Source organism: Ruegeria sp. BG11, assembly GCF_056538565.1.
In genome coordinates this window covers 262,990-284,775 of record NZ_JBQFTH010000006.1, presented here as the reverse complement: position 1 = coordinate 284,775, position 21,786 = coordinate 262,990, and the positions used below count along the sequence as shown (strand labels likewise).

Sequence of the window (21,786 nt, the reverse complement as noted above, 5' to 3'; positions counted from 1 at the left end):
TCGCAGACGCGCCACCCGAAGAAAGGTCAGAAATTCGCGCAAACCCTCTTGCACCCGCCCTCAGGCTTGGCTAAATGCACCGTCACGGGTGATTAGCTCAGTTGGTAGAGCGCTTCGTTTACACCGAAGATGTCGGGAGTTCGAGTCTCTCATCACCCACCATCCTTTCCCCACGATGCATCAAGGTCTTACGCGACAAGCGCCTATTGATACGTTGCGCATGAAACTGTGTCCGCTGTGCCTCCGCTGCACTTAGACAGAAAAGATGTCTCCAACACAGGAGATAGGAGCAGGACAACGCTCTACATGCCATCTCAGAGAATACGGAACCTGCTGCTAAAAGGTCAGGTCAACAATGGACCGGTCAATACGAAGTGGCCGCAAGAGCATGAGTTGCGCGCCAAGGAGTGTGATCCCTGAAGACAAGCAAAGCGGTCATGCTACCTCTGCGCAGCATATGGCTCGTTAGGCTCAGAGTCGCCGTTCTGCTCCGATCTGAAGAACAGGTGCCTTGCGGGAAAAGCTTCCGTAACCTGACTGGTTGCTGATGATCGATCTCAGCCTAATGTAGGCTTTCATTTTTCACTGCTCCAAGACTCTGCGTATTAGTTTGCTCTGCGTTGTTCCGACTGATTAGGCCTAGACCCTCCCATTTTTGACATCATAGCCTTCGCATAGTCGCGTTTTGCTTGCGCAGGGTCCTCGAAGCGAGCATGCACGACGCAAAAGAAAAGGGCACCGTCATCTAAACCGTTGCGAGGCGTAAACCAATCAAACGGGTCGGTTGGCTTTACCGATGCAAACTGGTTGGTTGATGGCGCGGCGGGTGCGGCACTGGCTTCATTATTTGTGATATCGTCAAGCAGTGTTGGACGGACCGTGCCGGTGTCCGGTGTGAGGATGCCCATGATCTGCTCGCGGCCAGCCGGTACAAAACGCCCACTTTCTTCGACTGGAAACCGGATCGGCTGCCCGGCATAAACATCACGCTGCACTTCGCTGTTCCGGACAACTATCGTTCCGTTGACCAGCACATACGGAATGCCTTCTGACGGCAGACCTTGCTGGCCAAGGGTATAGTTCGCCTTTTCGGTCACAGTCTCCGGATCAAAAATCGTGATATCCGCGACCATGCCTTCTTGCATACGCCCACGCACCTGCATTGCACGCAAGCCAGTGTCACCCAATCGCTTCACATGTATGTAACTCAACTGAGTGAGTGTGAGCATCAGGGGCACATTCGCTTCGCGAGCCAGTCTCAAGACAAGCGCGTGACTGCCTGCGGACCGGGGATGCCCGGCATAGTCTTCGTAGGGGGCATCCCAACTCATCAAGTTGCCCTCGATATCCAACCCGGCCATACCGTCGCCCGAGATGCCATAGCCCGCGATTGTGATCCAATCGTTGAGCCATTGCTCTCTTGGCGGGCTAAAGACAATAGCGGTCCGTCCCGGTTCATTCTCCGCGAAGCTCAAGAATTCGTCTTTGGTCACAAAGCGATCGAGCTGGGGGTCAAAGATGGTGTCTTCGTATTTGTACCCCATCGACCCTTCCCAGTTTTCGGGGGCGATGATCGAAGCGCCGTAGTTTCCCGAACCGGCGGTCCAAGGATAGTAGCTGGACCAGACGTTGTAGCCTTGGTCGCGGGCCATCTGGAGCTTTTCCTGATTTTCCCACCACCCATAGTCATTATCGTGGTGTATGTGCAGCGGCGCGCCGAGCACCATCGCATTGACAAGGATTTCGTTAACGCCGGTCTGTGTCTCAGTAGGTGTGGAAGCACTGGGATGAAACCGGTGATGCACCGAAGTTAGACGACCATAACGCGCAGCGGCCCGCTGTGCTTCGAACATCTCATAGGTTGTGATGCCTTCGCGGGCGTAGCCGATGGTCGATCCCACGCCGAGTGCGCCGAGACGAAGCCCCTCATCCAGTTGGGCAGTGATTTCGTTCATCTGCTCGCGGTTGCTTGGAACCGACGACCAGCCCTCGACACCGTCTTCCACGGATTGTGCCCGCAGTGCGAAGAAGTTCCGGAAGTCGATGTCCCCACCTTCCAGAACAAGGCCGTCATGTACCCGCATCCGCGCGAATTCTTGTCCAACGACTGTGCCATAGTTTGCCTGCGTCACGCCTTGGCGCGCAGCGTACCATTCATCGATATTCGCGGCTCCGACCTCAAAATCCATTTGCGTCGTAACGCCATCGCGAAGGTTGACCTTGATACCCCAAGGATCCAGCCCGTGTTGTTCAAGGTCGATAAACCCGGGCGCCACAACATGCCCTGTCGCGTCGATTGCCTCTCTGCCGTCAATATCTTCGTCGGTAACAGCAGTGATCCAGCCATTGCTTATTCCAACGTTGGCGATCTGATCGAACCCGGTTTCCGGATCCACTACCCGACCGTTGAGGATGACCACGTCGTAGGTTTGCGCGACGCAGAAAGTGGAAAACACGGACAACGTGCCAGCCAGAAACAGGGTACGCATGGATAGATCCTCCCTTTGATCAGCAGAATTGCATATTTCAACGCTTTTGACGTCTGCTTTCGACCCACACTAGAAAACGATCCGGGTTCGCAGGCCGAACAGCGTAATGCTATCCTGAGCGGGGTTCAGCAGCGGGTTCGAAATGTACTGCAGGGACGGCGTGATCTGCAGCCCGGGTGAGATCGAAAAACGGTAGAAGGCTTCCAGCGTGAACTGATCGCCATCTATGCCTCGTGCCTCGGCCCAGTTCAGGCCGAGACCTGCCAGATCGGTATTGCGGCCATAGTAACCCAGACCGGCAGAAACCGACCGGTCATATAGCGCTGCGGTCCCTTTTGAGGCCCCTGCCCGAAAGAACGGCATCCACTTATTGTCAACAAACCATGCGGCAGAAAACGCAGCGCCATAGTCTTCCGCCCGGCTGCCATCTTCGGCCGCATCCGCGTGCCAGAGGGTCAGATGGACATTGTCGAAATAAATGCGATCAAAGCCTGACGTGTACCCAAGTTCGAGCGATTTGAAGAGGTTGCCGTCGCTGAACACATCAAAGTTTGGATCAGACGGATCGGCGTTTGCATCTGCAACGCTCGCGACAGCGTAGAAGTTTTCACTCAGCTTGATCCCACCGGCAATACCAAGACCTGGGTTGGGTGCGTTAAGTGTTGGGTTGGTGTTGAAGGACAGGTTTTGGAAGCCACTATAGGGGCTGACCAGCCCATAGATATCCACAAAGTCCGTTACATCAATCTGCCCGAATTGCAGCGTCCACGAACCGTTTTCGGCCCTTTGGGTCCAGAACAGATTGGTCAGCAGCAGGCCGCTATCGTTGAAGGCTGTCCCGGTGATCGAAAGCGCTCCGCCATCCAGCCCAAGAAACTGCGGGGCCACATCGGTATAGCTGTGCCGGTCTTCGATCTTGAATGTCAGGGAACCCTGTTCAGTTGCCTGCCAACTCCCGTAGAATCGCGCAATTCCGCTGGCCGCTTCGCCGGTTCCCAGATCCGCATTCGTGGTTTGGCCTAACGCCAGGTAATCAATATTGAACCGAAACCCACCCTCAGCGAGTCGGTCTTTCCACTCAAACCAACCCAGTGCGATGTTGCGTGGAAAATCGGAACGGTATTGTGGGTCGGTGAGCCCATCTCCGGGGGTAAGATCAGCTTCGACCGAAGAGGGCCCGGACAGTCCTTGCGCCGAGGCGGCGCCAGCGACAGCAATACTTAGTGTAGCAGCCAGTAGTCTTATCATTCAGACGCCCTTGCCCCACCGGTCTTGCGATTGCCCGCCGCACGGATGCGATCAGCGGCACGCTGCTTCCATTCCAGCCTGTCCGCCTTGTTTTCCAGAGTTTCGACACGTTCCGTTTCCAACTGGAAAGTCGCGTTCATCGGCATCTGGCCATCCACAACCATCATATTCTGAACAGACGGATCGATGGTCAGCATGCCCGTCAGCCGAACAGGTTCATGAAAATAGCTGGGCGCCCAGTCCCCGTTCAACCGCACACGGATCATCTGGTTGGGCGGAGGTGGCGGCATGTGGCTGCACATCCCGCGTTCCGGCACCAGGTACGCAACAGGCCGCCCGTCCGGATCATTCGGAGCAGGAATGGCGAAACCAGCCAGTGTGATTGTTTGACCATCGAATTGCGGATTTCCGTTTGTCCCCGCCTTTCTTCGACGTTCCATCACAACTTCACGCTGATCGAGCAGCCAGTCGATATCAATTCCATCAGCGGCCAAGGCATCCTCGGTCTCGGTCAAAAGCACTTGCCACTTTTGCCGCTCTTCTTCGCTGCCACCATCCTGCTGCAGCCTGCCGCGCAATCGAACGACGTAAAGAACATCGTCGAATTGTTCAGGGCTGAGCTCGCGATAGGGGTCTTCAAAGACCTGCGCAGAAGGGTCTGGCAGGTCGGCCCAATCTAATGCGGTTTCAGGCGTTGCCAACGCAGAATGCCCACACCAAAAAAACCCTGCGCATACGACCCAGCGGAACCAATGGTGCATAAATTCTCTCCGGCAACTTAGGCAGGTCAATTCAGTGTGTTTTTGTAGATAACGCCATCTTTCATGATCAGTCGAATCGTATCAGGGCTTTCAGGCCTCGGGTCGGCGCCGAACCATTGATCACCCGTACCAACCACCGAGAAGTCTTCAAGTGGATTACCGTCGATTAGCAGGATATCCGCATAAGCTCCTTCTTCGATCACACCCAGTTTGCCTTCCGGATAGGGGTTCATGAAATCACCGCTAAGTGCCGCGATCTCGCCACCTACCGAAGTTAGGGTTACCATCGACGCATAGGGGCCGAAGAAATGGTTATTCAGATGTTTCTCGTAGGCGATCTGGATGTTGCACGCTTCGACCGAGCCGACGCAATCGGTTTGGAAACCGCGCGGCGCCGGGCATTCCTTCATACTTGGAATGTAGGCTTCGAAGGTCGCCGAGGCCGATTTGGCCTTCCTCAAACTGTTGGGGTTGTTTTTCACGGAAGGAACATCAAGTAGGCCTGGATCAAATGCTGTGATGTTCGTCGTGATGTACGCTCCTTTTTCTTTCATCAAAGCAGAAATCTCGCAGTCAAAGTGAAATCCGTGTTCAATGGTTCTGACCCCTGCATTCAGGGCATTGATGATCGCTTCTTTGCGGTAGGAATGTGCCATGACATAGGTGCCGTACTCGTTGGCAACCTGAACAGCGGCCTCGATCTCTTCTTTCGAACCGGCGAGCAACTGCCATGGATCGAATGCCGAAATCACCCCACCTGATTGCATGAACTTCAATTGCGTGGCACCCATGCGCAGGTTGTTGCGGCCATACATGTAAATTTCGTCAACACCGTTGACCTGTTGGGCCATATTCAGAGTCCCAAAGTTGGTCACCCCACCCGGCGGAGATGTGAAGGATGCGAAATCGGCGTGACCACCACGTGTTCCGAGAAATGCCCCGGAAGGATAAAAGCGGGGGCCGACGATCTGGCCGGCGTCAATTGCGCGCCGCAGCCCGCCGCCAGCGCCCCCGGCATCGCGAACGGTCGTGAAGCCCTGCATCAGGTACATTTCGGCCATCCGGGTCCCGTGGATGGCGAAATCCTCCCAGGTCGAGTTGGTTTCCATCTCGGCAATCGATGGCCCCATGAGCATCAGGTGCGCGTGATTCTCTATAAAGCCCGGTGTCAGAGTGCGCCCACCGCCGTCGATAACCGTCGCGCTCGGCGCATCAATGGCATCGGTTGAGACGGACTTGATCAGATTGCCCTCGACCAGAACACTGGCATTTTCAATGCGTTGCTCATTCACACCGTCGAAGACATGCACGTTGGTAAACAGCGTTTGGGGTTCTTCTTGATCCTGAGCCTGCGCGGTCGCCGAAAAAGAAAGAACTGCCGCGACAATTGCCGTCGAGCAAAGAGACATTCGTAAGCCGGACATAAGTACTCCCTTCATATTCATGTTTTGCCAACTATAGTCTGGATTTCATTGGCTCGGTTGCCCCTTTTGAATTAGGATGTACGAATGTGACTACAAAAATGGCCACTGATCACAGCATTTGATCCTGAAAGGGAGACGAAATTGCCGTTCAACTCCACCTCTCAAGAGCATAGCGAAGGGTTCATTCGCCTCGCTTTGGCAGCTCCGTTTCTGCAGTATCTCACTGACCGCGAGCTCGATCCGCAACCGGCCTTGGATCAGGTCGGCTTGAAGTCCGAACTGTTGTCTGACCCTTCTGTCTATGTCCACTCAGAGCTGGTTTACGGTCTGCTAAATGCCTTCTCAGACGTGTCTGGGGACCGATACCTTGGCCTGAATGTAGGCGAGACTTTTGACCTGCGGGAATGGCCTCCGTTCGCTCAAGCCCTACAATCGACAAACTCGCTGTTCGAGTTCTTTACCCGCTTTATTGGGCTTGTCCCGCAGGAGTCCAATTCCGTGCGGCACAGCCTTGTCATCGAAGCGGACAAAGCAACCTATCGTATCGAGAGGCAACAGGAACCCGCTGTCCCACCCATTCAAGTGACCGGTTTTGGAGCCGCGATCTATGTACGGCTTCTGGAGACTGTCGTCGGAGAATCCTGGGATTCTTCGCGTGTGCGGTGGGAAAGCCGGTATATTACGGGTCTACCGGTCAACTACAAAGGGATCGAAGTTGGCTTGGGACCTGATCCCGGAATGCAAATCAGTTTTCCTGTGGAATGGTTGTTTCTGCACCATGCCTCCGAGGGTTCTGTCAAACACATAGCCTCAGCTCGACAAAACGAAGAAGTAACGGTGGTGGCCGCTTTGCGATCCGTCTTACGCGACAAACTGGATGAAACCGATCTGGGACCAGAGGTTGTGGCCGGACTACTGGGAATACAGCCGGAACGGTTTCTGAAAGCGCTTCAACAACAAGGCACAACACTCCCCCGCGAAATCAAACGGCTGCGTGTCGATGTCGCCAAAGAGCACCTCAGAGATGACAAGATGACAATTGCGGAGATCGGTCTATTCCTGGGCTACTCAGACAAGTCCCATTTCACGCGCTTTTTCCGGGGTCAAACCGGAATGACACCGACCAAGTTCCGTCTTGGTGCGTAGTTGCGTTGTAACTTTGGGACCGCTTGCACCCTCATATAAAGTGCGGGTCGACAAGAATTTGCGACGGATTCTTGGAGCCCTATTCAAGGATCGCAGTGGGGAAATTGCCCCATACTGGAAACACGCCACTCACAAGAACAGTGCGTCAGATATCTAGACCTATCTTGTCAGATCAAATTGGTTTGATACCGTTTTAGATACCTGTTTTTTTGTATCGCGACGCTCGACAGAGTCTTCTTCTCTGCAAATCATTTCATCCCAAGATCTTCCCAAAAGAGAAAACCAACAAGGACGGCAGGGTACGACTTCTCCGACAGAGCCTTGCCGATGTGAGGGATGGCTAAGGAATAAATCCTTTCGGCACTCCGAACTTCAATGAATCTACGCTGATACCTGTCAACGACTGCAGAAAAGCAATCAGGTTTTGAATTTCCAACTCTGTGAGTTGGACCGGAACAATGTCGCTTTTATTGCGTTGACGCTCCATTTCATAGTCGTCCTCCCACACTATGAAATCGGTTTTTTGCAACCATGGCACCTCGGGCAAAGCAGCCATTTCAGGACTCCAGTTGTCCAGGCTTACCTGCGGATTCAAGTGGTGGCGAATGACGCTTTCCAGATCGGGGAAAGCGCCATTGTGACCGTAGGGCGCGGTCAGGGCAACGTTGCGCAACATAGGGGTGCGGAACCTATAGGCATCCTCCAGGCGGTTGCTTTCGCCCATGCGGCCTACATCCCGGACGAAAGGATCCCACTGCCGGGTACGGCCCGGTCCAAAGGGCGGCAAACCTAAAGCATGGAACTTCTGATCTGACATGAGAGGTCCGGCGTGGCAGCTGGAGCAACGGGCTTTGCCGTAGAAAAGCTCCATCCCATCCAATTGGGCCGGCGAAAGGGCATTCGTGTCACCCTCGAGGTAGTGGTCAAACGGGCTGTCGGTGCTCCGCCACTCGATCGCCATGAAAGCGGCCAGAGCGTTGGCGACTTGCGTGATCGTGATGTCTTCGGTCGTCTCGACCTCGTCAAAGGCGGCGACGATGGCCGGACCATACCGTGGATCGGTGCGGACGCGTTTCGCCAGAATAGGCCAGCCTTTGTCGATCCGATCATGCACCGCGCCTGTGACCTCATTCTCGGCCACATTGCCCGCCATCTCGAATTGTGAGGTCAGGGGAAACAGAGCCTGCGCCGCCAGCAGGGAATTCAGGCCCTCGGGCAGCCACTCCCGCGCTGGGGAATTGAAGCCGTTGCCGTAGACGTCTGAATTACTCAGCCTGCCGTCGTGAAAGACTGTGTGAATCTCCCTCGCCCCAAGATTCCACAGGCCCGGAGAGTTGCGAGGGATGCGTTTGCGTATTCTGTCTGCCCCGGTGCCGGGTGTGCGGTCCGGCCCCAACCCCTGCCCACCTTCGCCTATGCCAAGCGATAACCCGTCAGAGGTGCCAAAATCCGGGTGGTGACAATGGGCGCAGCTGATGTTCTGGTTGCCCGACAGGATCGGGTCGTAAAACAGTTGATGACCAACGGCGGCCTGTTCCATATCAAATGGGATAAAGTCATCATCGGTTAACGGTCGCGGCAAATCCTGTGCCGCAGCGGCCCCAACCCAGAAGAGAGCAACCAACCCATGCGTCAGCTTGTTTTCGCCCTTTGCATATTTGCGTCTCCGGCTCTGGCGGAACTGGAGCAAGCGCGCGATATGATGGAAGCCGGACAGTTTGAAGCCGCGCGCGAGGAACTTCTTCCAGCCGCGCGCTCGGGCAACGCCGAGGCTGAAGAGTTGATCGGCGTGATGTACGGGCTGGGCCTTGGGGTTGAGCAGGACTACGAACGCGCCTTTGAATGGTATCTCCGCGCCTCGATGAAAGGCCACCCGGGGGCTCAGTCGGGCGTTGGCTGGTACTATGAATTGGGTTTGGGCATGCCCGCACCCGATCTGGTGCGCGCCTATATGTGGTACACGCTCAGCGCCATTGGCGGCGACCCCGACGCGGCGATCAGCCTTGAGGAAGTGGTCAAGAAAATGTCGCCAGAGCAGATCGAAAGGGCGCATGTGCTGGTCAACGACTACAAAGGGTGGATGTACCCGTTTCGGTGAGGGCCGGGCCATAAAGCCCGGCCTATGTACTTAGTTCAGATCCGCATCGCGTGAGGCGTTTACATCGGCCTCAGCCGCAGCAACCGCTTCGGTCAACGCACCAAAGATTTCGTCCCCACGGGCAACGTTGGACTGGAACCAGTCATACACCGGGGTTGCGGCCTCTTTGAACGCTGCCTTCTGATCTGGCGTCAGGACATAGAGGTCTCCGCCACCGGCGACAAAATCCTCATAGGCCTGAATCGACTTGCGCTTGGGCGAGGCAAAGGTGGCCTGTTGCAGCGCATAGAAACCGTCGACAACGATGCGGCGCATATCCTCAGGCATCTCCTGGAACTTGGCGTTGTTCATCCACCACAGTGCGCCCATATAGGCGTGGCCGTCCAGCGTGACATATTGCAGGCCCGCATCCGGGAACTTCATGCCCATGATGTCGGTGATACCGTTCTTGGAGCCCTCAACCACGCCGGTCTGGAAGCTGGTGAACAGTTCCGGCCATGGGATCGGCGTCGGCGATGCGCCCAGAGCTTTGACCAGTTCCTGCGGCAGGTCGGCGACCACTGTGCGGATTTTCAGACCTTCCATGTCGGCAGGCTCGGCAATGCGGCGCTGTGTATTCGCGAAGTTGCGCCAGCCACCGGTGTTGCCAATGGTCATCAGACGGATCGCGCCGCCCGAGTCCTCCAGTGCCATATTGCGCATGGTGCGGGTGAAATCACCCGACAGAACATGCTCGGCAATGCGGTCATCAGCCATCAGGTAAGGCAGGTCCAGAACCTGCACGTAAGGAAAGATGCCCGAGGCCCCGCCCGAGGTGGAGATGTAGATGTCGATCGTGCCATCTGCCACGCCTTGCAGGCATTCCGCACCGTTTGAGCAAAGCTGGGTTCCGATGAAAAGTTCAACCTCAATCGCGCCGTTCGACGCGGCCTCGACATAGTTCTTGAAGACAATCAGACCATCATAGTCTTCGTCATTTTCGTTCGAGTTGGCAGTGGCGCGCAGCGTGTAATCAGCGGCCGTAGCAGCCATGGCGGATGCGGCCACAAGCGATGTGGCCACCGCTGCGGTTTTGAGAAAGTCTCTGAGCATGCGTTTCCTCCCTGTGGAACTCAGTTAGTTTGCAAATCCCGTTATCCTCGGGATCGTCATGGATAGTGCGGGGATATAGGTGATCAGAAAGATCACTATGATTTCAACGGCTAGGAACGGCAGGATCGCCTTGGCGATGGTTTCGACCCGCTCGCGCGACACGGCGGCGGCCACGAACAGCACCAAGCCCATTGGAGGTGTGGCGAGGCCGACGGTCAGGTTGACGCTCATGATGATCGCAAAGTGGATCGGGTCCACGCCGAGGCTGGTGAAGATGGGTCCAAGGATCGGGCCAAGAATGATAATCGCGGGGCCTGCATCCAGGAACATGCCGACGATGAAAAGCAGGAGGTTGATCAGGAACAGCAGGATCAGCGGGTTTTCCGACAAGCTGAGGATCAGCGAGGCCAGCTGTTCCGGCGCGTGGCTGAGACTGACAACCGTCTTGAACGCCATCGCCGCGCCGACCAGCAGAAGGACGACGGCGGAAGTCATGCCTGCGTTGCTGAGCACCTCGGGCACTTCTTTCCACGTCAGCGTGCGCAGGACGAAGAAGCCGATGATGAAGGCGTAGCCCACGGCGACGGCGGCAGCCTCGGTTGGTGTGAAGATACCGCCCAGAATACCGCCCAGAATGATCACGGGTGTCATGAGCGGGAAGAAGGCTTTCAGGCTGGCCTGACGCCGTTCGGGCCATGTGTATTTTCGGCTGGCCACCGGGAAGTCATAACGGTCGGCCATGAGTTTGATCATCAGCATCAGGCCAACGCCGACCATCACGCCCGGCACGATGCCCGCAAGGAACAGCGCGGCGACGCTTTCGCCCATGACATAGGCGTAGATGATCATGATGCCCGAAGGTGGGATAATCGGTCCGATCACCGAACTGGCCGCCGTGATCGCGGCGGCGAATTTGCGGGTATAGCCCTGTTTCTCCATTGCTGGGATCAGCATCGACCCAAGCGCCGAGGTATCCGCCACGGCGGACCCCGAGAGGCCCGCGAAGAGGATCGAGCTGAGGACGTTCACATGCGCAAGACCGCCGCGCAGGTGGCCCATCAGGGCCTGGCTGAACTCGACCAAGCGGATGGTGATGCCGCCGCGGTTCATCAGCTCTCCGGCGAGCATGAAAAAGGGGATCGCCATCAGCGGGAAGCTGTCCATCCCGTTATAGACATTCCGATAGAGCAACGTGATGTCGTTGGTCTGGCCGTTCAGCCAAAGAAGGATACCGGGCGCGGCCAAAAGGGCAAAAAAGACCGGCAGGCCGATCAGCAGGAAAATCAGAAAGGTGGGTAGGAACCAGATCAGCATTTATTCGGCCCCCACTGCCGCATCAGGAATTTCAGGCAACAGGTGACCCCCGCCGAGCAGAGTGATGAAGGATCGGAGGATCAGCTCGATATTCACCGAAATCAGCAGAATGATCCCCACCAGCAACGAGGCCATCATCCAACTGCGCGGGATGCGGTACCATTCGTCGAACCCGAAAGAGGTGGGCAGATACAGCGCGGCGGTGGCGAATTTGCCGCCAAAGCCGGTGACCTCGGACCAGCCAATATTGACGGCAACCAGCAGGACAGAGAGTGAAACCAGCAGCAGGAACAGGTTCAGCGATTGGCCGATCAAGCGCGGCAGAAAGCGCTCCAGCATATCAATGGCCACAAAGCCGCCTCGCCGGAACGCGGTGGGCGCCATAAGCCCGGTCATCCAGAGCATGCAAAACCGCGCAGCCTCATCCGGCCAGGGCAGAGCATTGCCCAGTACATACCGGAAGAAAACTTGGATTAGGATCGCAATCACCATGAGTGCAATCGCAACGACACCAACCGCGCGGCCGAGACGCAGCACGGTTTCGTTCACGAATGCAATCGGTGCAAGCACCGATGCCAGTCCGCTCATGCGGATCCTCCCTTGTTCAGCCGCGGGTTTTGCCCCGCGGTCGTCAAATCGCGCTTAGTGCTGCGCGAATTGGCCGAGTTTCCCGGCGTAAAAGGTCAGCGCGTCTCCATCCGCCATGCTGGCCTTAAGAACCTTTCCCACCACAATAACGTGATCGCCCGCATCGTGATACGCGTGTTGTTCACATTCGAACCGCGCCAGGCAGTCCGGCAGGATCGGCGTTCCGTTCTCACAGCGCTCATGCTCGATGTCGCGCAGCGCAAAAGCATCTTTAGAACAGCCAAAGCACAGCTCGGCCTGTTCAGAGGACAGCACATGCACGCTGAAATGACGGGCTTTGTGGAAATAAGGGAAACGGCGCGAGTTGCGGTCGCCCGCCCACATGATCAAGGGCGGATCCAATGAAAGCGACGAAAAGCTGTTGGCCGTAATGCAGACCGGCCCGTCCGCGCTGTCGCAGGTGACGATCGTGACACCGGTCGCAAAACGCCCGAAAGCGTCGCGCAGAGTGCGGGTGTCGTCCTTATGCGGAACGAAGGTGTGGGTCATGTCCTTTGAGATTGCATTCATCATGGTACCTCATGCCCCAGCGCCGCCTCATAAAGGCGGTACCAGCTTTCACGATCCAGTTTGACTTTCACAGCGTCCGACGCGCGTTTGATCCGATCCAGATTGTTGGTGCCCAGAACTGGTAGGATGTTGGCTGGATGCGCCAACAAGAAGGCCACGGCAACCGCGGCGCGATCCACGCCGAACTCGGCGGCGATTTCGTCCGCTACAACGCCCACCGGCGGGTTTCCGGCCATCAATAAACCTCCACCCAGCGGCGACCACGCCATCAACGGATGGCCATGTTGCTGGTGAAAAGCCAGATCACCGTTGGTGAAGGGGCTGATCTCACCCAGAGACACCTCGATCTGGTTGGTGACCAGTTGGGTTTTCATTGCGGATTGCAGCAGCGACCAATCCCACGGGCGGAAGTTCGACACACCCACCCCGCCGACCTTGCCGCTGGCGACGATCTCGTCCAGAGCCGCTCCGGTCTCATGGTGATCCATCATGGGGTCGGGACGGTGGATCAGCAGCAAGTCGATATGGTCTATCGCCATTTCGGACAAGGACATGTCCACCGATTTCACAATGTGCGCGCGCGAGGTGTCGTAGTATTTCACCTTGGCATCCGCGTAACGGCCACAGGGCGCGACGATGTCGCATTTGGTAACGATCTCCATCTGCCGACGCAGTCCGGGATTGGCGCGCAGGGCATTGCCCAAGACAGCCTCGGCCCCGTAGTCGCCATAGATATCGGCCTGATCGAAGGTGGTGATACCCTGATCCAAACAGGCCTGGATCTTGGCTTCGACATGTGCCGCCGATGTGTCTGCGTCGTCGCCCAAGCGCCACATGCCATAGACAAGGCGGCTCATTTCCAGCGACTCAGAAAGTTTCACACGTTGCATCAGCGACGAACTCCGTTGCCCAGCGGGGTCGCCGGGGTAGTTGCAGGCACGCGCCCATAAGCTACGGGCAGCGAACAGGTTTTCAGGTTGGGCAGCACGCGGGCGCCGAAATGTTTGGCTTCATCCATGTGCGGATAGCCCGAAAAGATGAAGGCGCGGATGCCCATCTTTTGGTATTCTTCAATCTTGCTCATAACCTGATCGGTCGACCCGACCAACGCTGCGCCACAGCCCGAACGCGCACGACCAACGCCGGTCCAGAGACCGGGTTCGACATAACCATATTCATCGGCCAGATCACGGTTCTTGGCCTGATGCGCCACGCCGAGAGAGGTCGAGTCTAGCGCCCGTTCCCGGATTGCACGACCATATTCGTCATCCAGCTTCGAGACGATGAAATCCGCATATTCCTGCGCCTCAGCCTCGGTATCGCGAACGATCATGTGGACACGCAAACCGTAATCCAGCGTTCGGTTGTAGTTCTCGGCGACCGCATGAACGGCCTTCATCCGCTCGGCCAGTTGCTCCTTGGTTTCGGGCCACATCAGGTAGACGTCACAATGTTCGCCACAGAGGTCCAGCGCAGAGGGGGAATAACCACCGAAATAGAGCAGCGGCCCGCCGATCTGGTATGGCTTGGCCGGGTCAGTGATCAGACCTGAGAAGTTATAGACCTCGCCTGCATGATTGATCTCGTCCTGCGTCCAGGCTTGCTTCAGAATCTTTACCACTTCGCGCGAGCGCTGATAGCGGAACGCGCTGTCGGCTTTCTCACCGGGAAAGTCGGAGGAGATGATGTTGACCGTCAACCGCCCGTTCAGCATGTGATCCAGCGTCGCAATGGTGCGGGCCAGCATGATCGGTTGCATCTCGCCACAGCGTACAGCGGCCAGCAGGTTGATCCGGTCGGTGATTGGGGCGCAGCCCGCGACAAAGCTCAGCGTGTCCTGACCGACCTGATAGGAGGACGGGCATAGGATGTTGCGGAACCCCTGCGCTTCGGCCTCTTTCACGATGCCGGAACAATGCTCCCAGCTTGACCGCAGGTCGCCATCGGGCACGCCAAGGAACTGGTAGTCATCGGAACACAGCGCGGCAAACCACGAAACTTCGGCCGCATCCAGATCGGGGGATGTGATGGGGACGATGCTCATTTGACTCACGCTCCGTACATCTTTGACTTTCCTCTTGCGTAGCAATCGCTTTGATGTAGATCAATAGTGTATCAATTTTTCCTGCGACCGAGTGAAGCGTCGACCGTGTCTGCCTCCAACCGAAACCCAAATGCCCTGCCGGTGTATATTCAGATCGCGGAACTCCTGATCCGCGACGTCGCGGCTGGGCGCCTTATCGATGGTGAACGTTTGCCGCCCGAGCGAGAGATGGCGGCGGAGTTGAATGTCTCGGTTGGAACGCTCCGAAAATCGCTCTCTGAGCTAGAAAAAAAGGGGATGTTGGAGCGTATCCAGGGCTCAGGCAACTACATCCGCGAGACCGGCACACAAAATAGCGTCTATGCAATGTTCAGGCTGGAACTACCCGAAGGGGGTGGCCTGCCGCGTGCGGATATCCTGTCAGTTGACCATCTGAAGAAGCCGGCCAATCTGCCGAAATTCGGGGCTTCTGATGCCGGTTCGCGCGTCCGGCGCATGCGCTACCTGAATGATACAATCATCGCAGTCGAGGAAATTTGGCTAGACGAATCAGCGGGCCTGATCAAACAGAGCCTACTGTCCGACTCACTCTATCGCTATTATCAGCGCCAATTGGGCTTTTGGATCGCAAGGGCCGAAGACAGAGTCTCGGTCCGGCCGCTACCGGACTGGACACCTCCCGACTTCACCAAACCAGCAGGCCAATCGGTAGGCTACATCGAGCGGTTCAGCTGGTCGGAAAATGCCGAACCCGTTGAATTCTCAAAAACATGGTTCGACCCAGATCGGGCCAACTACGTACAACGTTTGAAGTAAAAGGAATCGCACATGACCCGGACCATCAATTACGGGCTAATTGGATGCGGCATGATGGGGCAAGAGCACCTGCACAATATCAGATTGCTGGAAGGCACCAATGTAGCAGCGATCTTTGAGCCCGATTCAGAGATGGCAAATGCCGCCAAGGCAATTGCGCCAAATGCGGCCATGGTGGGTTCCGTGCAAGAGCTTCTGGCGGTTGAAGAACTGGACTGCGTCGTCATTGTTAGCCCAAACCATCTTCATGTGGACCAGATTTGCGAAATCGCTGAAACACGTCCGCTTCCGCTTTTGGTAGAAAAGCCACTATTCACCGACCCGCAAGACGGGGCTCGCCTCGAGCAGTTGCAGCGCGACTACCCCTGCCCGATTTGGGTTGCGATGGAATACCGGTACATGCCTCCTGTTGCAGCTCTGATCGAGAAGGCTCAGGTGACAGGTGGTATAAAAATGCTATCGATCCGCGAGCATCGTTTTCCATTTTTGGACAAGGTCGGCCACTGGAACCGTTTCAACCGCAATACTGGAGGCACTTTTGTCGAAAAATGCTGCCACTTCTTCGACCTCATGCGTCTGATATTGCAATCCGACCCGGTGCGTATAACCGCAAGTGGTGGACAGGCAGTGAACCATTTGGACGAGAGCTACGATGGTCAAACCCCAGATATTCTGGATCACGGCTATGTTCTTGTTGATTTTGCTTCAGGTGCGCGCGCGATGTTGGAACTTTGCATGTTCGCCGAAGGTTCTCGCTATCAGGAAGAGATATCAGCCGTCGGACCAGACGCTAAAATCGAAGCGTTGGTTCCTGGCCCCCAGCGCTTTTGGCAGGACCACATGGGCGCTCCTCCTTCTCCGCGCGTAATCATTAGTCCGCGCAATCCCAAAGGCCCCGTATCAATGGACGTTCCAGTGGACCCGAACCTATTGGCGGCTGGTGATCATAATGGGTCGACCTACTATCAGCACAAAGGTTTCTTCGCCTTGCTTCGTGGCGAAAAAGCTAAGCCGGATGTAAGTTTGATCGACGGCCTCTGGGCGGTCAGAATGGGGCAAGCGGCGCAACGGGCAATAGTCACAGGCGAAACGGTGTACATGGTCGATTGAACGGGTTCAAAAACAAGGGCGCGTGTTGCAGCCCTTAAAAGACCCCATATCGCTCGATTCAATGTCAGACATCGCCAATCGAGTTAGCACAGGGCCATTTCCAACGATTGTGCAAGCCTACGTTTGCGCAGTCCTACTTGGATGCCCCGCTACACTTTATGTCTTGCCTACCCGGCTGCGAATGGCCGCCTTTCATTGCCGAGTGAGATGTTCTTGCGGATGCAGCTCAGGTCGGCTTGCCCTGGGCAAACCGAAACACCTTTCTTCCGAGTTGGCGTCCAAGCTCCAATTAGCCCAGTACCCAGCATGATTGCGATGTCGTGCAACTTGCGATACCGGCGACGGACCTGCTCGATCATCCGATGGCCCTGCCGATAACACCCACGTACCGAGCCTCGGGATCGAGGTTAAATGTGCAGCTCTTATCCAGAATGCGGAAGGGCTGGATGCATAGCCTGATCTTCGATCACCAGAACCACTATGTAGCCGGTTAATCGACTACAGTACCCCACTTAAGCAATTCGCTCGCATAGATTCGTTGGGGGTTCGTGTCTGTCATCACCCAAGATGCCTCTTTAGAAAGATGCGCCTCCTCGCCCGATATTCCTGTGTCATTGTTGCAACCGGTTGCAGCAAAGCGGTCTTGGTGCATAATACTGTGACCATGACACTGCCCAACTCCATCCCCGCCCAATTGCCTAAAAGGCACCTGCCATGAGCGTCACCCTCAAAGATGTTGCCGCGCTGGCGGGTGTGTCGCGATCAGCCGTTTCGCGCACTTTTACCGAAGGGGCTTCGGTTTCAGCCAAAACCCGCAGTAAGGTGGAAAAAGCCGCGAAAGAGCTGGGCTATAGCCCCAATGCGCTGGCCTCGTCGCTGACAACCGGGCGGACCAAGCTGATCGGGCTGATCTCGAACAACTTCCACAACCCGATCTTTTTAGAGGTATTCGACCAGTTCACACGGGCCTTGCAGGAGCGCGGACTGCGTCCTTTGATCGTGAACCTGACCGACGAGACCGAGCCCGCCAATTCAGTCCGGATGTTGCGGCAATACTCGGTCGATGCGGCAATCGTCGCCTCATCGACCTTGCCCCCCAGTTTTGCCAAGGCGTTTCACGACGCTGGGGTTCCCGTCGTTCATACATTTGGCCGCTCGGCCACCTCGCCCGAGGTGCATGTGGTAGGCATCGATAACGTGGAATGCGGGCGTATGGCCGCGCGAGAGCTGGTGGCCCGGGGGTACACACGCGTCGGGTATCTGGGGGGGCCGAAGGATGCGACGTCGGCCATGGACCGTTATCGCGGGTTCATCGAGGAAACCGCGCAATATGCGAACCTCGAGGTATCCTATTCCTTCGCGCAGAACTACTCATTCGATGCTGGCAGGGCCGAGATGCTGCGGCTGTTGGGCGACACCCCGGCCGAGGGGTATTTTTGCGGCGATGACATCCTGTCGATTGGCGCGCTATCGGCCCTCAAGGATCATTGGCTGACGCCGGGGCGCGACATCGGCATCATCGGCCTGAACGATATGGAAATGTCCCGTTGGGAGAGTGTTGACCTGACCACCATTCACCAGCCGATCAAGCAGATCATCAACGCCTCTGTGGATCTGGTCGAGGAGATGTTGAAAGAGCCTCAGAGATACCCTGAGGCCCGTATTTTCCCCTGCCGGGTGATCGAGAGGGGAACGCTGCGCCCCCGACCGTGATTACTGGAACATTGGCGGACGAGCGTCTTTCCACGCGCCTTCCTCTTTGCCTGACGCGACGGCGGCATGAACGGCGGCGATCGAACGCACACCGTCTGAAGCCCCGGGCAGACCGTCACGGGCCTCACCCCGGATCGCATCGGCCAGATCGCAGTAGATATTGGCCACAGCCAGCGGGAAGCCCTCGGGGTGGGCGATGGCCACGCGCGACAGTCGTTGCACTTCGTCATGCAGACCACCCTCGCCCTTTTCGATGATCTGGGTGCGCCCTCCGACTGGCGTGTAGATCAGCTGATTGGGCTGTTCGGACGCCCAGCGCAAACCGCCGGTTTCACCAAACACTTGAATGTCGAACCCGTGTTGCCGCCCGATCGCCACGGACGACGTCCACAAGCGACCGACTGTGCCGCCTTCGGTGCGGAAATTGATCATCGCGTCATCCTCCAGCTCGCGGCTGGAAATGGTCGAGGCCATATCGGCGGACAGGGATTTCACCTGATCATCACAGACAAAACTGGCCATATGCAGCGCATGAATGCCACAATCGGCAAACTGCCCAGAGACACCAGCCATCGCCGGGTCATAGCGCCAGCGGACCCGAGGGTTATCGGCATCCGTCGCATCGCCATGATGGCCATGGCTGAAATTGGTCACCACCAGCCGCACCTTGCCGATATCCCCTGCCCGCACCATCGCGCGGGCCTGCCGGATCATGGGATAGGCCGAGTAGCAGTAGTTCACCGCGCATATCTTGCCCGAGGCCTCGGCCACGCGCACGATCTCTTCGCCTTCTTCGACCGTCATGGTCATGGGCTTTTCGCACAGGACGTTGAAGCCACCCTGTAAAAACGTTTTGGCTATTTCAAAGTGGGTTGAGTTCGGCGTGGCAATCGTGACCAGATCAATTCGGTCGGGGCGGTCCTTTTCGCCCGCTAGCATGTCCTGCCAGCTGCCATAGGCGCGGTCGGCGCTGATGCCCAACCGCTGAGCATATTCACGACCCACCTCGGGCCGGTGATCCAGAGCGCCTGCCGCGAACTCGAACATACCGTCCGCCTGTGCGCCCAACCGATGGGCAGGTCCGATCTGGCTGCCTTCGCCGCCACCAATCATGCCCCATTTCAGCTTTGCCATGGTCTTTGTCTCTCTTCAATTTTTCCGAGCTTGAGCGATCAGAAATCGCTGATGTCTTTCCACTGTCGCTGGTCAGACGAGGCCAGCGCAGCCGCCAGCACCCGGTTGACCTCATGCCCGTCGCGGAAGGTCGGCCAGACCGGATTGCCGGTGTGAATGGCCTGCAGGAAATCCTTGGCCTCGATGATGATCTGGTCCTGATAGCCGGTTCCATGGCCGGGGCCCTGACAGAAGGGCTCATAATCCGGATGGGCGGGGCCGGTCAGAATTTTTGTGAACCCGCGCCGCCCTTCCGGCCCTTCGCGGCGATAGAGCCAGAGGGCGTTCTGATCTTCCTGATCGAACCGGATTGCGCCCTTGGTGCCCGAGATCTCATAGGCATAGCCCATCTTGCGACCCGTCGCGACGCGGCTAAAATAGAGGTTGCCCATCACACCGTTTTCAAAGCGGCACATCATCTGGGCGTGATCGTCATTCGTGACCTCTCCGCCCGGGCGCGTGCGGTGCACGGTTTCGACATCAGCCATGACCTGCGCAATCGGGCCGATCAGCGCCAGAGCGCCGTTCACCATATGCGGGGCCAGATCTCCGATCGTGCCGTTGGCCATGCCGGTCGTGCGCCACGTGGCAGGGGCGTCGGGGTCAGCATAGAAATCCTCGGTATGTTCGCCGCGAAACCAGGTGATGTCGCCGATCTCACCATCAGTAATCAGCTGGCGCGCGTATTGGCTGGCAGGGGTGCGGATATAGTTGAAACCCACCATGTTGACGACGCCGGCATCCTCGGCCGCGCGCGTCATCGCCTGACTGTCCTCGAGTGATGCGCCCAAGGGTTTTTCGCACAGGACCGGTTTGCCCATGGCAAAGGCCGCCTCGGCGATCTGGCGGTGCGTTTCCTGAGGCGATGCGATGACAATCGCTTCGACCTTCGGATCCTCAACCAGAGCGCGCCAATCGTCGGTCGCTCGCTGGAACCCATAGGCCGCGCGGTATCGTTCGGCACTTTCAGGGGACGAGGCGCAAATCACCTCAAGGCGCGGACGCAGAGCAGTGTTGAACACGGCACCCACGGCGGACATGGCAACAGAATGCGCCTTGCCCATATAGCCGCCACCAACGATTCCAATTCCGATTTCAGACATCTGTCGCGGCTCCGAACATATTATTTGCAACCGGTTGCAAAATCAGTATCGTGTGAATCGATTCAACGCAAGGTCCAAACTTTGCCGACGACGCTACGCCGGAGGAACATCACGTGAGCGCTTTGATCGAGGGCATCAAAGGAAATCGGTTTGCGGTTTTCGGCCGTGCCGGAATGGATATGTTTGCCGATCCGGTCGGCGTCAAAAGCGAGGATGCCGACACGTTCCATGCCGATCTCGGCGGGTCCTCTGCCAATATTTGCGCGGGTCTGGTCAAGCTCGGCAGTCAGGCATCATTGGTTACCTCGGTCTCGGACGATGCAGTTGGTCGATTCTGTCTAAACCGCCTGCGACACTACGGTGTCGACACCTCTTACATCCGCGTTGTCGGCGGTGAGTTCCGCATATCCCTGGCGATTTATGAAAGCCGGATCGAGAATTTTCAGAACGTCATCTACCGCAATGGGGCAGTCGATTTCCAAGTCACCGAAGAGGACATGGACCGGATCGATTTTTCGGCATTCTCAGCCGTGATATCCGCCGGAACTGTCTTTGCCGCGGAACCGTCACGCAGCGCCACGTTTCGGGCTTTTGACAATGCCCGCGCCGCAGGGTTGCCAATAATTTTCGATATCGACTATCGCCCTTATAGCTGGCCATCGCCCGAAGTGGCGGCCGATGTCCTGTCCCGGGCCGGAAAGGCCAGCGACCTGATTGTCGGCAATGACGAGGAATTCGGCTTCATGGCCGGCGGTATCGAAAAAGGGTTCGCAAAGGCCAAAGAATTGGCTGAAAAGCCGGGCCGCATCGTCATATACAAGATGGGTGAAAAAGGTGCCGTCACGATGATGGACGGTCAGGAGATTCAAACAGGCATCTACCCCGTTACCGCAGTCAAACCCAACGGAGCAGGGGACAGCTTTATGGCTGGTTTGCTGGCCTCTGTCGCCGCTGGCTATTCGCTAGAAGAAGCCGTCATGCGCGGCTCGGCTTGTGCATCCATCGTGGTTTCGAAGCCCGGATGCGCCCCCGCCATGCCCACAACGCCCGAGCTGGATGCGTTTCTGGCCGACCACCCCGGCCCGACCAAATAGGAG

General features: G+C 57.0%; 19 protein-coding genes and 1 tRNA gene. 7 read left to right on the top strand and 13 right to left on the bottom strand.

Annotation, left to right across the window (positions count from 1 at the left end; translation table 11 throughout):
- Positions 1 to 86 precede the first annotated feature (86 nt).
- Positions 87 to 162: transfer RNA gene (locus ACR0JF_RS12330), tRNA-Val, on the top strand.
- A gap of 443 nt (positions 163 to 605) precedes the next feature.
- Here the strand turns inward: ACR0JF_RS12330 and ACR0JF_RS12325 are convergent.
- The 4 genes from ACR0JF_RS12325 to ACR0JF_RS12310 form a co-directional block, all read right to left on the bottom strand.
- Positions 606 to 2,489, bottom strand: a complete 1,884-nt coding sequence (locus ACR0JF_RS12325; protein ID WP_170661096.1) for an amidohydrolase family protein — start codon at positions 2,487 to 2,489, stop codon at positions 606 to 608.
- Positions 2,490 to 2,558: 69 nt separating this feature from the next.
- Complete coding sequence (locus ACR0JF_RS12320; protein WP_170661097.1) at positions 2,559 to 3,737, bottom strand: carbohydrate porin; 1,179 nt, start codon at positions 3,735 to 3,737, stop codon at positions 2,559 to 2,561.
- Positions 3,734 to 4,438, bottom strand: a complete 705-nt coding sequence (locus ACR0JF_RS12315; protein ID WP_480669380.1) for a DUF3299 domain-containing protein — start codon at positions 4,436 to 4,438, stop codon at positions 3,734 to 3,736. Before ACR0JF_RS12315 ends, ACR0JF_RS12320 begins: the two co-directional genes overlap by 4 nt.
- 86 nt (positions 4,439 to 4,524) lie before the next feature.
- Positions 4,525 to 5,922, bottom strand: coding sequence for an amidohydrolase family protein (locus ACR0JF_RS12310; RefSeq protein ID WP_170661099.1), 1,398 nt, complete (start codon positions 5,920 to 5,922; stop codon positions 4,525 to 4,527).
- Positions 5,923 to 6,063: 141 nt separating this feature from the next.
- On the opposite strand from ACR0JF_RS12310, the gene ACR0JF_RS12305 reads away from it, so the two are divergent.
- Complete coding sequence (locus ACR0JF_RS12305) at positions 6,064 to 7,068, top strand: AraC family transcriptional regulator (protein WP_170661100.1); 1,005 nt, start codon at positions 6,064 to 6,066, stop codon at positions 7,066 to 7,068.
- 340 nt (positions 7,069 to 7,408) lie between these two features.
- Here ACR0JF_RS12305 and ACR0JF_RS12300 read toward each other — a convergent pair whose 3' ends face one another.
- Entirely contained in the window at positions 7,409 to 8,650 is a 1,242-nt protein-coding gene (locus ACR0JF_RS12300) for a cytochrome c peroxidase (RefSeq protein ID WP_170661101.1), read from the bottom strand.
- Positions 8,651 to 8,695: 45 nt separating this feature from the next.
- Here ACR0JF_RS12300 and ACR0JF_RS12295 point away from each other — a divergent pair, with 45 nt between their 5' ends.
- Positions 8,696 to 9,166, top strand: coding sequence for a tetratricopeptide repeat protein (locus tag ACR0JF_RS12295; RefSeq protein WP_170478075.1), 471 nt, complete (start codon positions 8,696 to 8,698; stop codon positions 9,164 to 9,166).
- 30 nt (positions 9,167 to 9,196) lie between these two features.
- Here the strand turns inward: ACR0JF_RS12295 and ACR0JF_RS12290 are convergent, their stop codons facing one another.
- From ACR0JF_RS12290 to ACR0JF_RS12265, 6 genes are read right to left on the bottom strand one after another with little or no spacing between them, the layout of a single operon-like run.
- Entirely contained in the window at positions 9,197 to 10,258 is a 1,062-nt protein-coding gene (locus ACR0JF_RS12290) for a TRAP transporter substrate-binding protein (protein WP_170661102.1), read from the bottom strand.
- Between the two features lie 24 nt (positions 10,259 to 10,282).
- A complete protein-coding gene (locus ACR0JF_RS12285) occupies positions 10,283 to 11,572 on the bottom strand; it encodes a TRAP transporter large permease (RefSeq protein ID WP_170378746.1) in 1,290 nt (429 codons plus the stop codon).
- Complete coding sequence (locus tag ACR0JF_RS12280) at positions 11,573 to 12,160, bottom strand: TRAP transporter small permease subunit (protein ID WP_170661103.1); 588 nt, start codon at positions 12,158 to 12,160, stop codon at positions 11,573 to 11,575. It abuts the gene before it with no gap.
- A 54-nt stretch (positions 12,161 to 12,214) separates the two neighbouring features.
- A complete protein-coding gene (locus ACR0JF_RS12275; protein WP_170487878.1) occupies positions 12,215 to 12,730 on the bottom strand; it encodes a flavin reductase family protein in 516 nt (171 codons plus the stop codon).
- A complete protein-coding gene (locus tag ACR0JF_RS12270) occupies positions 12,730 to 13,620 on the bottom strand; it encodes an aldo/keto reductase (protein ID WP_170661104.1) in 891 nt (296 codons plus the stop codon). Before ACR0JF_RS12270 ends, ACR0JF_RS12275 begins: the two co-directional genes overlap by 1 nt.
- Complete coding sequence (locus ACR0JF_RS12265; RefSeq protein ID WP_170661105.1) at positions 13,620 to 14,774, bottom strand: LLM class flavin-dependent oxidoreductase; 1,155 nt, start codon at positions 14,772 to 14,774, stop codon at positions 13,620 to 13,622. Before ACR0JF_RS12265 ends, ACR0JF_RS12270 begins: the two co-directional genes overlap by 1 nt.
- A gap of 105 nt (positions 14,775 to 14,879) precedes the next feature.
- Here ACR0JF_RS12265 and ACR0JF_RS12260 point away from each other — a divergent pair, with 105 nt between their 5' ends.
- The 3 genes from ACR0JF_RS12260 to ACR0JF_RS12250 all read left to right on the top strand — a co-directional run bounded on the left by ACR0JF_RS12260 (position 14,880) and on the right by ACR0JF_RS12250 (position 18,413).
- Positions 14,880 to 15,590, top strand: a complete 711-nt coding sequence (locus ACR0JF_RS12260; protein ID WP_170661106.1) for a GntR family transcriptional regulator — start codon at positions 14,880 to 14,882, stop codon at positions 15,588 to 15,590.
- Between the two features lie 12 nt (positions 15,591 to 15,602).
- A complete protein-coding gene (locus ACR0JF_RS12255; RefSeq protein WP_170661107.1) occupies positions 15,603 to 16,700 on the top strand; it encodes a Gfo/Idh/MocA family protein in 1,098 nt (365 codons plus the stop codon).
- A gap of 714 nt (positions 16,701 to 17,414) precedes the next feature.
- On the top strand, positions 17,415 to 18,413 hold the full coding sequence (locus ACR0JF_RS12250; protein ID WP_170661108.1) for a LacI family DNA-binding transcriptional regulator: 999 nt from the start codon (positions 17,415 to 17,417) through the stop codon (positions 18,411 to 18,413).
- Here the strand turns inward: ACR0JF_RS12250 and ACR0JF_RS12245 are convergent, their stop codons facing one another.
- Together ACR0JF_RS12245 and ACR0JF_RS12240 are read right to left on the bottom strand one after the other, a co-directional pair.
- Complete coding sequence (locus tag ACR0JF_RS12245; protein ID WP_170661109.1) at positions 18,414 to 19,547, bottom strand: Gfo/Idh/MocA family protein; 1,134 nt, start codon at positions 19,545 to 19,547, stop codon at positions 18,414 to 18,416.
- A gap of 38 nt (positions 19,548 to 19,585) precedes the next feature.
- A complete protein-coding gene (locus tag ACR0JF_RS12240; RefSeq protein WP_170661110.1) occupies positions 19,586 to 20,689 on the bottom strand; it encodes a Gfo/Idh/MocA family protein in 1,104 nt (367 codons plus the stop codon).
- A 113-nt stretch (positions 20,690 to 20,802) separates the two neighbouring features.
- Between ACR0JF_RS12240 and iolC the strand changes: the two genes are divergently transcribed.
- On the top strand, positions 20,803 to 21,783 hold the full coding sequence (gene iolC / locus ACR0JF_RS12235) for a 5-dehydro-2-deoxygluconokinase (protein ID WP_170661111.1): 981 nt from the start codon (positions 20,803 to 20,805) through the stop codon (positions 21,781 to 21,783).
- Positions 21,784 to 21,786: the final 3 nt, after the last annotated feature.